Source organism: Streptomyces purpurascens (assembly GCF_045040895.1).
Classification (GTDB): Bacteria; Actinomycetota; Actinomycetes; order Streptomycetales; family Streptomycetaceae; genus Streptomyces; species Streptomyces purpurascens.
In genome coordinates this window covers 375,654-388,325 of sequence record NZ_CP108341.1, presented here as the reverse complement: position 1 = coordinate 388,325, position 12,672 = coordinate 375,654, and the positions used below count along the sequence as shown (strand labels likewise).

Here is a 12,672-nt window from a genome sequence, read left to right as displayed (position 1 = left end):
TGGCCGCGGACGACGAATCGGGAGGAGCACGGACGTGGCCGAGACCACCACCCAGCAGCGCCCGCTCATGGGCTGGGACAAGCCGGAGCTGGACCTCACCAACGCCGACTGGCAGTCCAGCAGCCGTGGCGTGGGGGATGTCCAGATCGCCTTCGTGGAGGGCTTCATCGCCATGCGGAACAGTGGCCGCCCGGAGAGCCCTTCCCTGATCTTCACGCCCGACGAGTGGGGCGCGTTCGTGTCGGGAGCGCGGGAAGGGGAGTTCGACCTCACGTGACGCCGGCCGGGTGAGCCGTCCCGGACGGCCGTGATCCGACGGCCGATCCGGGGGTGTTGCGCCCGCATTTCCGGACACGCGACCCGGGAGATCCTCCCGGGGCCGCCGCCTGAGCCAGGCTGGCCCCCGGAAGGGACGGTCGTATCCCGGAGGTGAGGAATCCGTGAGCACCCTGCCGGTCATCGCGGCGGTCGACGGTTCGGACGACAGCCTGCGCGCCCTGGAGTGGGCCCTCGACGCAGCCCGCAGGCGTTCGGCGCCTCTGCGCGTGGTCCATGTACGCCAGTACGCCCACTGGGCACAGCCCGAGGTCCTCGCCGCCGGGCCGGCGGACCCACAGGACGACCCCGTCCTCGACCGGGTCCGCTCCCGCCTGGAAGGACGCGCCGAGCAGCCGGACACGGAGTACGTCGGACTGGAGGGCGCGGTCAGCGCCGTCCTGCCCGAACTGGGAGCCTCCGCCCAGCTGCTGGTGCTGGGCTCCCGGGGCCGCGGCGGCTTCGCCAGCCTGCTGCTCGGCTCCAACGGCATGGCCGCCGCCCGTGACGCCGAGTGCCCCGTCGTCGTGGTGCCCCGGGCCGCGGGCGACGTGCGGGACGAGACGTCCGAGGGCCCCGGCTCGCGCGTCGTCGTCGGCCTGAAGGTGGACGGCCCCGACGAGGCCACGCTCGAGTTCGCCTTCGCCGAGGCCGCCCGGCGCGGCGCGCGGCTCCAGGCGGTCGCCGCCTACCCGTGGCCCGCGCAGCCCTGGATGATGCCCGGGGAGATGCCCCCGCCGGTGGTCGACCAGGACGTCATCGAGGACGAGGCCCGGGTCCTCGCCGAGGGCTTCCTCGCCCCGTACCGCGAACGGCACCCCGACGTCCCGGCCGAGCCGCTCGCAGCGGCGGGCGACGCGGCCGGACACCTCGTGGCCGCCTCCCGGGACGCCGACCTCGTCGTGGTGGGCCGGCACCGACGGCACCTGCTGGCACCCGCCCGCATGATGGGCTCGGTCACCCACGCCGTCCTGCTGCACGCCGCGAGCCCCGTCGCGGTGGTCCCGCCCGCACCGCCCGAGGACTGACCTCGCTGTAATGGATACCGGCAGGCCTATCATTAGCGGCATGCGGGAACCGATCAGCAGGGGCGCCCGGCTAGCCCTGGACCTGGCCCTCACCATCCGGTACGACGGCGACGGCGGCGTGGCCGATGATCTCACCGACCCGGCGGGCCTGACCGCCTGGGTCCGCGCACACCCCGAGGTCCTGCCGGACACCGAGGGGTTCACCGTCGACGCCGCGCGGCTCGCCGCCGTCCGCGAGCTGCGCGCCGCCGCCCGCGCGCTTTTCGCCCGCGCCGTGCGCCCCGGCGAGCCCAGCCCCGCGGACGCGGCCCGCCTCCTGCCCGAGGCCGAGGCCCTGCGGCGTCTCAACGAGGCAGCCGCCCGCACCCCCACCGTGCCGGTCCTGCACTGGCCACGGGAGGCCGGACCCGTCGTCCACCAGCGGCCGGTCCATGGCGCCGACGACCTGACAGCAACCCTCGCGCACGCCGTGATCGCGTTCCTCGCGAGCCCCGACCGCGACCGGCTGCGCGCCTGCCACGCACCGCGCTGCGTGCGGTACTTCCTCAAGGAGCACCCACGCCAGGAGTGGTGCAAACCGTCCTGCGGCAACCGCGCCCGGGTCGCTCGCCACCACCAACGGCACCGGGCGTCGGCCTAGGCCGACCGGGACGGCGCCCTCCCGACACTTCGCAGGCCGGGACACGTACCATTGGCGACATGTCGTTCCTCCGCCGCCGCAGCGCCACTCCCGCCGGGCCTGAATTCGACGTACTGGCCATGGACCCGGGCGACTGGCCCGGCAACCTCGGTGCGGGACTGCTGCCCGCGCCCGACGGCACCTGCCAGGGCGTCTTCCTGCGCTACGACCTGTTCGGCGGCCGCGGCCCCGCGATGATCATCGGCAACCTGCCCGAGGGCTCCCCGGCGCGCGAGGTCCCCGAGGGACAGGTTCCCTTCGAGGTGGCCCAGCTGCTGCTGGCGCTGGAGAACGACGAGGAGGTCACCGTCGTCAGCACCGAGGACGTGCCGGTGATGCAGGGCGACAACCTTCTGATCGTGCGCCGCGTCAAGCTCTCCGAGGGCCGGATCTCCTGCGTGCAGTTCGACCGCAGCGACAACGTCCTGGTGACCATCGCCGCCTGGGACCGCCCCATCACGGACGACCTGTACGCCCTCCTCAAACCCCTGCCCGCGGAGCTGTTCCAGCAGGGCTGAACCGGCGGCGGTTCACCACACACGAAAGGGCCGCTGCGCGCCTGTCCAGGCGCACAGCGGCCGCTTCGTCCCCGTCAGCGAGTGCCGACCGCCGCGCGCACGGCCCGCCGGGCCAGCTGGCAGTCGTCGTGCAGCCGCCGCAGCAGCAGCCGCTGCTCCTCGCCGGACGGCGCAGCACCAGGGTGGGCCGAGCCCGGTGCCGCCGGGGCCGGGTCGTGCATCGAACGCTGCACGGCCGTCTCGTACGTACGGATCTCACGGGTCAGCACCAGCATCAGGTTCACCAGGAAGGCATCCCTGGACGCCGGACCCGCCGACTGGGCGATCTGGCTGATCTGGCGACGGGCCACCGGTGCGTCCCCGAGCACCGACCACAGCGTCGCCAGGTCGTAGCCCGGCAGGTACCAGCCCGCGTGCTCCCAGTCCACCAGCACTGGACCGGCTGGTGACAGGAGGATGTTCGACAGCAGTGCGTCGCCGTGGCAGAACTGGCCCATTCCCTGCCGCCCGGCCGCCTGTGCGATGCCGTGCAGCAGCTTCTGCAGGTCGCCCAGGTCCCGGTCGGTGAGCAGGCCCAGCTCGTGGTAGCGCGAGATCCGTGCCGCGTAGTCGAGCGGGGCGTCGAAGGTGCCCGCCGGCGGCCGCCAGGCGTTCAGCCGGCAGATCGCGCCCAGCGCGGCTCTGATGTCAGCGCGCGGCGGTGCCTCGGCAGGGTGCCGCTGGAGCGCCGCCACCCGGCCGGGCATTCGCTCGATCACCAGTGTGCAGTTGTCCGGGTCCGCCGCGATCAGTCTCGGCACCCGCACGGGAGGGCGGTGCCGGACGAACGAGCGGTACGCCGCTATCTCGTGCTGGATCCGTTCGGACCAGGCGGGGGAGTGGTCCAGTAAGCACTTGGCGACGGCCGTGTTGCGACCGGTCGTACCGACCAGGAGTACGGACCGGCCGTTGCGGCGCAGTACCTGCACCGGGGCGAACTCCGGGCAGATGCGGTGCACCGACGCGATGGCGGTGCGCAGCTGCGCGCCCTGGGGGCCGGACAAGTCGAGTCTTCCGCTGAGCGGTTGGGTTCCGAGAACCGCGCCGCGCCGTGCCCTGCCCGCACCGAGGACGGGGGCCGCCGGCCGCGCGGGGGCGAGGTAGGGGCCACTGTCCGTGGGACGCGGGTGCAGCGACCGGGGCGGTGCGGACACGGAGGATGATGCTGCGTACATGGGCGAGACAGATCCCTTCGTGTGCCTGCGACGACAGCGCACCACCCGGCCCGGACCCCCGAGAGCATCCTGGGGAATGTCCTTGCGGCGACCGGGTCGGGGTGGCGCGTTCCTACCTGACACCGGATGTCCGGTGGCACACCATCTGGCGAACCCTGGCGAACCCTGGCGAATAGTCGCCCGGCAAGTCTCCCCGGGCTACTGTCAACTCAGCCGAGTACCTGGGGGCTTGATGTGAGCGGACAACCCAACACCCGTCTCTCGGACCTGTTCGGCCTGGCCGGCTGGTCGAAGGGCGAACTCGCGAGGCTGGTCAACCGGCAGGCGGCGGCCATGGGCCACCCCCAGCTCTCGACCGACACCTCCCGGGTGCGGCGTTGGATCGACACGGGAGAGATCCCGCGCGATCCGGTGCCGCGGGTGCTGGCGGTTCTGTTCACCGAGCGTCTCGGCCGTGTCGTGACCATCGAGGACCTCGGTCTGGTCCGGCACGGGCGTGCGGGGAAACGGCAGGGCGGCGGGAGCACGGAGCCTCCCGACGGTGTGCCGTGGGCGCCCGAGCGGACCGCCGCGGTCCTCACCGAATTCACGGGAATGGACCTCATGCTCAACCGACGCGGCTTGGTGGGCGCGGGCGCCGCGCTCGCCGCGGGATCCGCACTCAGCAGCGCCATGTACGACTGGCTGCACACCGACCCTGCCCTGGCTGTCGACGCTCCCGACCTCGATCATCCCCTGCACGCCGACCCCGCCGGGTTCGACCGTTACGAGGCCGCCCCCATCGGGTCGCAGGAGATCGAGGAACTGGAGCGCTCGGTCGAGGTGTTCCGCGCCTGGGACGCGGCCCGCGGCGGCGGGCTCCAGCGCAAGGCCGTGGTGGGCCAGCTCAACGAGGTGGGCGGCATGCTCGCCTACCGTCACCCACCCCATCTCCAACGGCGCCTGTGGGGCGTCGCCGCCAACCTGGCCGTCCTCGCGGGCTGGATGTCGCACGACGTCGGCCTGGAACCCACGGCCCAGAAGTACTTCGTCATCGCCGCGCACGCGGCCCGGGAGGGCGGGGACCGGCCCCGCGCGGGCGAGGCACTCTCCCGTGCGGCCCGCCAGATGGTCCATCTGGGCAAGCCGGACGAGGCCCTGGACCTGATGAGGCTCGCCACGTCCGGTTCGGGCGACGACGTGCTGCCCCGCACCCGGGCGATGCTCTGCACCATCGAGGCCTGGGCGCAGGCCGCCATGGGCAAGGGCCAGGCGATGCGCCGCACGCTCGGGCAGGCGGAGGACCTGTTCGTCTCCGACAAGGCCGACGTACCGCCGCCGGACTGGATGCAGACCTTCAAGGAGGAGGACCTCTACGGCATGCAGGCCCTGGCCTACCGCACGCTCGCCGAGTTCGAGCCGGGTGCGTCCGCGCATGCCCAGCACTACGCGGAGAAGGCACTGGCCCTGCGGGTCGACGGCCGGCAGCGATCGAAGATCTTCGACTATCTGTCGATGGCGTCGGCCTGCTTCATCGCGGACGACCCCGAACAGGCGGACCGGTACGCGCGGTTGGCCCTGGTGTCGATGGGATCCAACTCCTCCCACCGCACCTGGGACCGGCTGCGCGAGATGTACCGGCTCACCGCCGAGTACGCCGGCTACCCGAGGATCCAGGAGCTGCGGGAGGAGATCAAGCTCGCCCTGCCGAAGACGAAGGGCAGGGGCGGCAACAGCGCGCGGGCCTGAGTGTCCTATGACGTGACCTTGGCGACGAGCACACAGGCGTTGTCCTCGCGCGCTCTCTCGCCGAACTCCTGGACGAGCGTCCGTACGCAGTCGTCCGCGGTGCGGTTCCCGGTCAGGCGCGGGGCCAGGTCGAGGAGGAGGTTCACTGCCGCCGCTCCGGTGTGCCCGGGTACCAGCCCGTCGGTGTGCAGGAGCAGCAGGTCGCCCACCTCGAGGGTCTCTTCGGCCTGCCCGTAGACGGCGCCCGAGGTGGCGCCGAGCAGGACGCCGTCCGGTGTGTCCAGCGCGCGCCCCGTCCCGTCGCGGAACAGCAGCGGGGCGGGGTGCCCGGCCTGTGCCCACACCAGGGTGCGGGTCCCGGGCCGGTAGCGGCAGCAGACGGTGCTGCCGAGGGCGGGTTGCACGGTGGCGTCGAGTAACTGGTTCAGCCAGGCCATCAGCTGTCCCGGCGGGGCGCCGGCCATCGCCATGCCGCGCACGGCGCCGAGCAGCATGGTCATGTTCGACGTGACACCGACTCCGTGTCCGGTGAGGTCGCCGACGCTGAGGAGGGTGTCGCCGTCGGTCAGTTCGAGCGCGTCGTACCAGTCGCCGCCGATCAGTGTGTTCGTGGACGCCGACAGGTGGTGGGCCGCGAGGTCGAGGGTCCCGGGGCCCCGGTGCGGGAGCCGCAGGGAGCCGCGCCACGGCGGCAGCACGGCCTCCTGCAACTCGACCGCGAGCCGGTGTTCGGTCTGCGCGGCCTGCCCACGGTGGTGGAGCGAGTCACGGGTCTCGCTGACCACCCGCTGGCTGCGGCGCAGTTCGCTGACGTCCCGCAGCACGGCCCACATCGAGGCGGTGCTGCCGTCAGTGTCGAGCACCGGTTCGCCCATCATGTGCACGGTCCGGACGTCGCCGTCCCGGCGGGCGATGCGGAACTCGCCGTCGATGGGCCGGGCGTCGACGAGGCAGTTCGTGACCATCGCCGTCAGCTTCGGCCGGTCCTCGTTGAGGACCAGGGACGGCATCTCGTCGAGGGTGAGCGGCGGAGCGTCGGGGTCGCGGCCCAGGATCTGGTAGAGCTCCCCGGACCAACTGGCCTCGTCCGTCAGCAGGTTCCACTCGGCGCTGCCGACCCGGCTGAGCAGCGAGCCCTGCGGGGGCGCGGCGGGTTCGAGGGAGGCCGCTGCGGGCGGCGGGCCGTCCCGCAGCTGGGCCAGGTGCTCGTCGAGGTCGTTGAGCTGGTGCAGGGCCAGGTCGTACAGGGCGCGCTGCCAGCGACCCCGCGGGTGGTCCGATCCGTCCCCCTCGGCGTCGCGCCGCACCGCGTCCATGTCGCCCTTGAGCCGCCGCGTCTGCGATATGAGCGCGTCGACCGAGCCGCGTCCGGGCGGCTGGGCGGCTGGGCGGTCCGCGGAGAGGTGGGACGGCATGACGCACTCCGATGCGGGGACGGTACGACCAAGGCGGACGGAGGGACCGTTACGACTGTCGCACAGCCCGCGACGCCCTGTAAGGGATTTGGCAACACACGATACGGTGGTGCTTCTGGCATATGCCACAGTCTCACGGAGTTACTCCGAGGTAGGCGCGAAGTGTGCCGCTCGGATGCTCAAGTCGTAGGTTACACAGGGTATTTGACGACTCGTGGGTAACGTCGCGGCCCGGTGCCGCGCACGTTCGACGGCCCTGTGTTCGAGGCCTTCAGTACCGCAGGACCCCGGCGATGCCGTCCGCCTCACCGAGTGCGCCGTCCGGTACGAAGCGGACGTCGGCGCCCGTCTCCAGGCACTGCTCGACGATCTCGTCCACGATGTCCTCGCGGGAGTCGAGGTCGCCGGACTCGGCGAGGATCAGATGGTCCCCGGCGTCGCGGACCGTCACGCGGTAGTTCTCCTCGACGGCCAGCAGCCGGACCCGGCCGACCCGGGCGCTCTGCCACAGCTCGTCGACACCGGCGGCGAACGCCCGCCGCCCGCGGGCCGTTTCGAGGGCGCGGCTCACGGCGTCCGTGTTCCTGAGGGCCTCCGCCTCGATCACCGGCCGCATGGCCTGCCACACCGCCTCGGGCGTCCCGTGGGCGAGCCCGCCGTGCGGGACGTGCACCGCGCCCTTGGCAGCACTGCCGACCTCGTCCAGCAGTGAGAGGGCGGCCGGCTCGCCGGTGACGTACAGCCGTCGCGGGTGGTCGCGCAGGACGGTGCTCAGTGCGGTGTCGGTCTCGCGCAGGAACTGGCGGGTGCGCTCCTCCCGGAAAGCGCTCGGCAGGTCCCCGATCCGCTGCTGCCGTTCCGGGTCGAAGTTCTCCACGCGGCTGGTCAGCGGGAACCCGCCGACGCGTGCCTCGGTCACGCGGTCGACTCCGCCGTTCCACAGCGTGACGCGGTCCGCGGCGAGCGACAGCACCCAGAACGGGCGCCCGGCCGTCTGGGCGGAGACGAGGTTGCGGGTGAGGAAGGTGTCCGAGAGCACCACGCGCTCGGGCACGGACCGGGCGAGCGACCACACCTGGTGCTCACCGGGAGCCGCGAAGATGACCAGGCCGTCCTCGGCGTGCGTCAGGTCGACCTCGGACAGGGCCCGGTCGAGATGCCGGGCGACCTCGGTACGCCGATCCCGGCTGACCGCCGGATCGGACTCCAGTTGCCTCTTGGCCTCGGCCACCGCGTTGCGCAGCCGGACCTGATCCTGGGCGTTGTAGGGCTCGCGCCGGTGTATCGGCGTCAGCACGGAGACCGCGGGGTAGGGGCGCGGGCGCCGCAGCTCGGCAAGGGTCGCGGGACTCAGAACGTGCTCCATGACAGCACGATAGAGCCGATTCGCGACGGGGGCATTTGGGGCAATCGGTTCGCCGGTTCGAGTGCACGTGCGCGCGTTCGCGGGGGCACGCTGGGGGAGGAGGTGGCTGCCGATGGCACGCCTGATGGTGGACGGTGCGGAGGTCGTGGTCCGGCTCGCGCTGCGGGAAGCGCTCACGGCCCGGCGCCGCGAGGTGCGGGTGCCGCTTTCGGATGTGCGGGCCGTTCGCGTGGAGGGTGACTGGTGGCGCGGTCTGCGCGGCACGCAGCTCGGCGGGCGCTGCCGTCCCGGCCGGTGGTGCGTGGGGGAGCGGCTGCACCCTCTCGGCCGGGACTTCGTGGCGGTGCGGGCGGGGGTTCCCGTCGTGGTCGTGGATCTGCGGCGACCAGTGCCGTTCACACGTCTCGCCGTCTCCGTCGCGGACGCGGAGCAGGCCGCCGAGGCGCTTCGGCGACGCCCACGCGGGTGAGGGCCGGGTGTGCCGCCCCGGAGCGGATCCGTGCTCTCACTCGGCGTCGTGGTCGGAGCCGCAGGAGCTGCCGTCCGGCGGGAGAGTGCCGTACAGCAGGAAGGCGTCGACCTTGCCGTGCACGCACTTGGAGGACCCGTAGCCGGTGTGGCCCTCGCCCCGGTTGTCGAGCACCACGGCCGACGAGCCGAGCCGCTCGGCCGTCTCCACCGTCCAGCGGTACGGCGTGGCGGGGTCGCCCCGGGTGCCGACGAGCAGCATCCGCGCCGAGTCGACGTCCTTGACCTCGTCACGGATGAAGTCGGTGCCCTTGGGACGCCCGTAGCACAGCAGCACCTGGGTGAGCCGGTACCGGCCGAAGACCGGTGACGCCTGCTCGTACCGGGCGCGCAGCCGTCCGAGGTCCTTGGTGACCTGCGCGGCGGCGGGGCGGTCGGGATCGTCCGCGCAATTGACCGCCATCAGCGCCGCCGGCAGGTTGTCCAGGGGCACCTCCTCCGGGTCGACGAGTCCGCGGTGCTTGCCCCGCAGCGGCGGAAGCGTGACACCGCCGGACGCGAAGGCCTCCAGGCCGCGCGTGTCGCCCTCCTCGAGCAGCTGGGCGACCGCCCGCTGCAGCGAGGGCCACAGTTCCCTGCTGTAGAGCCCCTGCCCGAGCGCGCCCGCGAAGTCCTGGCCGGAGAACGCCTCGCCGAAGTCCGTCGGCACCGGGTCCTCGTCGAGCGACTCGACCACCTGTACGACGTGTTCCCTGGCCTCGCGGGGATCCTGCCCGAACGGGCAGGCGATGTCCTCCGTGCACCAGGTCAGGAAGTTCTCCAGCGCGGTCTGCTGTCCCCGGGCGCTCACCATGCCCTGCTCGGACAGCGGCTCGGTCAGCGTGTCCACCCCGTCCAGCGCCACCCTGCCGACCTTCTCTGGGAACCGGGCCGAGTACACCGCCCCGAGCCGGCTTCCGTACGAGAAGCCCAGATAGTTGAGCTTGTCGTCGCCGAGCGCGTCGCGCATGACGTCCAGGTCGCGGGCGGCGTTCACCGTGCCCATGTGGCGCAGGACGGGTCCCGAGTGCTCGGCGCACTCGGCCGCCGCCGCGCGCAGCTTCTCGAGAACGGCCTGCGGATCGGCGACCTCGGCGTTCCCGTCCGTCGCGTCCAGTGCGTCGGTGGAGTCGTTTCCGCAGCTCACCGGGGAGGAGCGGCCGACGCCGCGGGGGTCGAAGCCGACGACGTCGTAGCCGTTCGTCAGGCCCATGAAGTGTTTGCCACCGATGGCGAGTTGGGTCACTCCCGGGACACCCGGGCCGCCGAAGTTCAGCAGCACCGAACCCCGGGACTTGCCCGTGGCCCGGTAGCGGGCCACGGCGAGATCGAGAGTTCCCTTCTCGGGCCTGGCGTAGTCGAGCGGCACGGTGACCTTGCCGCACTGCAGGTCCTCCGGCATGTCCATGCCCTCGCACGCCGACCACTTGACCTTCTGGTCGTAGAAGCGCGTCAGGCCGGGCGTGGGGTCGTCGGCCGCCGGCCGGACCGCGCCCGGCAGGCCCGCGCCCAGCAGGGCCAGCCCCGCCACGCCGGTGACCGCGCAGCGCCGGATCGAGAGGTGCATGGACAGCTTGGCCAGCATCGATGCCTCCAGGGGCGCCCCACAGCGGACCGGGAACCGGCGCCCTCGCCCACCATAAGCGGGCCCCGGAAGCGGCGCCTCCGGGCGGGTGGGGCCGCTCGAAGTGCCTTGTCGTGCGCGGCTTCGTCCCGCATACGAAGGGCTTTACCGCTAGTTCGACAACCGGGCCGCTCGATGGAGTGAAAGGCCGATAAGCCATAACTCGGATCGTGCGCCCCGCGTTCTATCCCGTGCGGGTGAGTGCCCGCGACGATGTCTGGAAGGCAGGGAAACCATGAAACGGGTTACCCGAAACGGTGTGATCGCCGTCGCCGCCGCCTCGGGCGCGATGGCCATGGCCGTCCCCGCGTACGCGGACTCCGCGGCGGACGGATCGGCGGCCGGTTCGCCCGGGGTGGTCTCCGGCAACACGATTCAGCTGCCGGTGCATGTCCCGGTGAACGTGTGCGGGAACACGGTGAACGTGGTGGGGGTTCTGAACCCCGCCGCGGGCAACCACTGTGCGAACAAGGGCGACGGGCGGGCCGGCAAGCCCGGCGGTGCGGTCGCCGAAGGCAGCGGAAAGGATTCACCGGGCGTGGCCTCCGGTAACGGCGTACAGCTGCCGGTCGACGTCCCGGTCAACGTCACGGGCAACAGCGTGAACGTGGTCGGCATCGGCAACGCGGCGACGGGCAACGAGTCCTCGAACACCCCCGGTGGCCGGCCGGTCCGCCCCCACCACCCACCGAAGCCGGCGGCCCCGAAGCCGTCCGTCCCGCCCCGGGCGCACCCGGCCCCCGACCCCGCCCCTGCCCCGCACTCCGCGCCGCAGGCCACCGGTGCCCTCGCCCACACGGGCTCGGACCACACCCTGCCGGTCGTCGCGGCCAGCGCGGCGCTGGTGCTCGGGGGTGTGGTGCTGCGTCGGCGGTTCCGCACGGCCGCGGACGACTGACCGGACGGCTCGCAGCGGTGCGGCCGGGCTCCTCGCGGTGAGTGGCCCCGCCCACGCTACCGACGCCCCTGCGGGCCGGGCGTCGGCGCGCGATCCCGCTCCCGGGTTCCGGAAACGGCGGCGTCCTCGCGGCCCCGTCGATCGGTGGCAGGCGACACCGAACTGTTCGGGCCCGGGAGCGACCGGTGCCGCCCGCCGGGCCCCGTGCCCGGGCGGGGCCGTTGTCCGGAGGAACGGGGTCCGGGGGGCGGCACCGGTCGCTCAGCGTCCCGGTGTCCTCAGACCGGCTCCGCCACCCCCGTGAGCAGCACCATCCCGGAGTCGCCGTAGTCCGGCAGGGTGCGGTCGGTATCGATGTGGGTTACATCCAGGTCGCGGGTCAGAGGGGTGAAGACCTCGGTGACCGTCGTCGGGTTCACCGGGCAGCCAGGCCAGTGGGACGCCGGGCCGATGCGGTGGGTCGGCAGGTTCTCCATGAAGGCGGCGACCAGGTGGCCGCCGGGCGTGACCGTGCGGACGAAGGTGCGGCAGAAGTCGGCGAACTCGGCGAAGTCCTCCGTGGCGCCCTCGGCGACGAAGTGCATGGAGGCGAGTTCGTAGAAGCCGGGCGGCAGGGTCCGGACGTCGGCGTGGACGACGTTCACCGGCGCCAGCGCCCCGGCCAGGGTTGCCGGCACGTCGGGGTTGAGCTCTCGGCACAGCGCGTGGAAGGGGAGCCAGCTCGCGTCGAGGCGGTGACAGATCTGTTCCTGGAGATAGGCGACGCTGCCGGCCCCCGCCTCCACGGCGTCGATCCTGCGGCACGCGGCGGACGCGAGGATCAGCGGGTAGAGGTTGGGGCCCGCCCCGAACTCCACCGAGCGGTCGATGCCGCCGGGCGGGAAGCGCCGGTAGAAGGCACTGTGGTGCGCGATGATCGCCGCGTCCGAGGGATGCACCTCGCGGTAGTTCTCCGCGAGGTAGTCCGCGACCGGCCAGCGGTCCCAGTCCACGTCGTCGTTGTGCGTCGTCATGGCCGTTCAGCCCTTCAGCCGCGGCGGGAAACGCTCGGAAAGCCGGGTCGGGGTCCCGTTGAGGTGATCGATGCCGGCGTCGGTGTCCAGTGCCGTGGGCTGGACGCGGAAGCCCACCCGGTCACGGGGGACGAGGAGGTAGGCGGCGACCGTCCCCGTCAGCCGCAGGATCACCAGCGGGAACAGCACTCCCGAGCAGACCGCGATCACCGCGGCGGTCAGCTCGACCATGGACGGGTGCGGCGCGGCGAGGCCCCACGTGAACACGAGGGCGGCCACCGTGACCAGGGCGATGCAGGCGGTCGTCAACCGCCGTGCAGGCAGCGAAGACATGCGCCTCCCCCCGTTGGGGAGACCGGGGCGGGAC

The 12,672-nt window shown here is 72.6% G+C and carries 13 protein-coding genes; 7 read left to right on the top strand and 6 right to left on the bottom strand.

Annotation, left to right across the window (positions count from 1 at the left end; all coding sequences use genetic code 11):
• Nucleotides 1–34 precede the first annotated feature (34 nt).
• The 4 genes from OHU35_RS01885 (at nt 35) to OHU35_RS01870 (ending at nt 2,540) form a co-directional block, all read left to right on the top strand.
• On the top strand, nt 35–277 hold the full coding sequence (locus OHU35_RS01885; protein ID WP_215123856.1) for a DUF397 domain-containing protein: 243 nt from the start codon (nt 35–37) through the stop codon (nt 275–277).
• A 163-nt stretch (nt 278–440) separates the two neighbouring features.
• Nucleotides 441–1,343: a universal stress protein gene (locus tag OHU35_RS01880; protein WP_405504318.1), complete on the top strand. Its 903-nt coding sequence runs from the start codon at nt 441–443 to the stop codon at nt 1,341–1,343.
• Between the two features lie 40 nt (nt 1,344–1,383).
• A complete protein-coding gene (locus OHU35_RS01875; RefSeq protein WP_405504316.1) occupies nt 1,384–1,983 on the top strand; it encodes a CGNR zinc finger domain-containing protein in 600 nt (199 codons plus the stop codon).
• Between the two features lie 59 nt (nt 1,984–2,042).
• Entirely contained in the window at nt 2,043–2,540 is a 498-nt protein-coding gene (locus OHU35_RS01870) for a hypothetical protein (RefSeq protein ID WP_189725341.1), read from the top strand.
• A 74-nt stretch (nt 2,541–2,614) separates the two neighbouring features.
• Here OHU35_RS01870 and OHU35_RS01865 read toward each other — a convergent pair whose 3' ends face one another.
• Entirely contained in the window at nt 2,615–3,754 is a 1,140-nt protein-coding gene (locus OHU35_RS01865; RefSeq protein WP_405504313.1) for an aminoglycoside phosphotransferase family protein, read from the bottom strand.
• 234 nt (nt 3,755–3,988) lie between these two features.
• Between OHU35_RS01865 and OHU35_RS01860 the strand changes: the two genes are divergently transcribed.
• Complete coding sequence (locus tag OHU35_RS01860; RefSeq protein WP_359894519.1) at nt 3,989–5,482, top strand: hypothetical protein; 1,494 nt, start codon at nt 3,989–3,991, stop codon at nt 5,480–5,482.
• 5 nt (nt 5,483–5,487) lie between these two features.
• Here the strand turns inward: OHU35_RS01860 and OHU35_RS01855 are convergent, their stop codons facing one another.
• Together OHU35_RS01855 and OHU35_RS01850 are read right to left on the bottom strand one after the other, a co-directional pair.
• A complete protein-coding gene (locus OHU35_RS01855) occupies nt 5,488–6,897 on the bottom strand; it encodes a PP2C family protein-serine/threonine phosphatase (RefSeq protein ID WP_405504311.1) in 1,410 nt (469 codons plus the stop codon).
• A gap of 271 nt (nt 6,898–7,168) precedes the next feature.
• Nucleotides 7,169–8,263, bottom strand: coding sequence for a chemotaxis protein (locus OHU35_RS01850; protein WP_189725345.1), 1,095 nt, complete (start codon nt 8,261–8,263; stop codon nt 7,169–7,171).
• A gap of 112 nt (nt 8,264–8,375) precedes the next feature.
• Between OHU35_RS01850 and OHU35_RS01845 the strand changes: the two genes are divergently transcribed.
• Entirely contained in the window at nt 8,376–8,732 is a 357-nt protein-coding gene (locus tag OHU35_RS01845) for a hypothetical protein (protein WP_189725346.1), read from the top strand.
• 36 nt (nt 8,733–8,768) lie between these two features.
• Here OHU35_RS01845 and OHU35_RS01840 read toward each other — a convergent pair whose 3' ends face one another.
• The gene (locus tag OHU35_RS01840; protein ID WP_359894515.1) at nt 8,769–10,355 is read right to left on the bottom strand and encodes an alpha/beta hydrolase; all 1,587 of its coding nucleotides are present in this window, start codon (nt 10,353–10,355) and stop codon (nt 8,769–8,771) included.
• 274 nt (nt 10,356–10,629) lie between these two features.
• Here OHU35_RS01840 and OHU35_RS01835 point away from each other — a divergent pair, with 274 nt between their 5' ends.
• Nucleotides 10,630–11,292, top strand: a complete 663-nt coding sequence (locus OHU35_RS01835) for a chaplin (protein WP_405504309.1) — start codon at nt 10,630–10,632, stop codon at nt 11,290–11,292.
• A gap of 278 nt (nt 11,293–11,570) precedes the next feature.
• Here OHU35_RS01835 and OHU35_RS01830 read toward each other — a convergent pair whose 3' ends face one another.
• Both OHU35_RS01830 and OHU35_RS01825 read right to left on the bottom strand, forming a co-directional pair.
• Nucleotides 11,571–12,305, bottom strand: coding sequence for a class I SAM-dependent methyltransferase (locus tag OHU35_RS01830; protein ID WP_359894511.1), 735 nt, complete (start codon nt 12,303–12,305; stop codon nt 11,571–11,573).
• 6 nt (nt 12,306–12,311) lie between these two features.
• Nucleotides 12,312–12,638, bottom strand: coding sequence for a hypothetical protein (locus OHU35_RS01825; protein WP_189725350.1), 327 nt, complete (start codon nt 12,636–12,638; stop codon nt 12,312–12,314).
• Between the last annotated feature and the right edge of the window lie 34 nt (nt 12,639–12,672).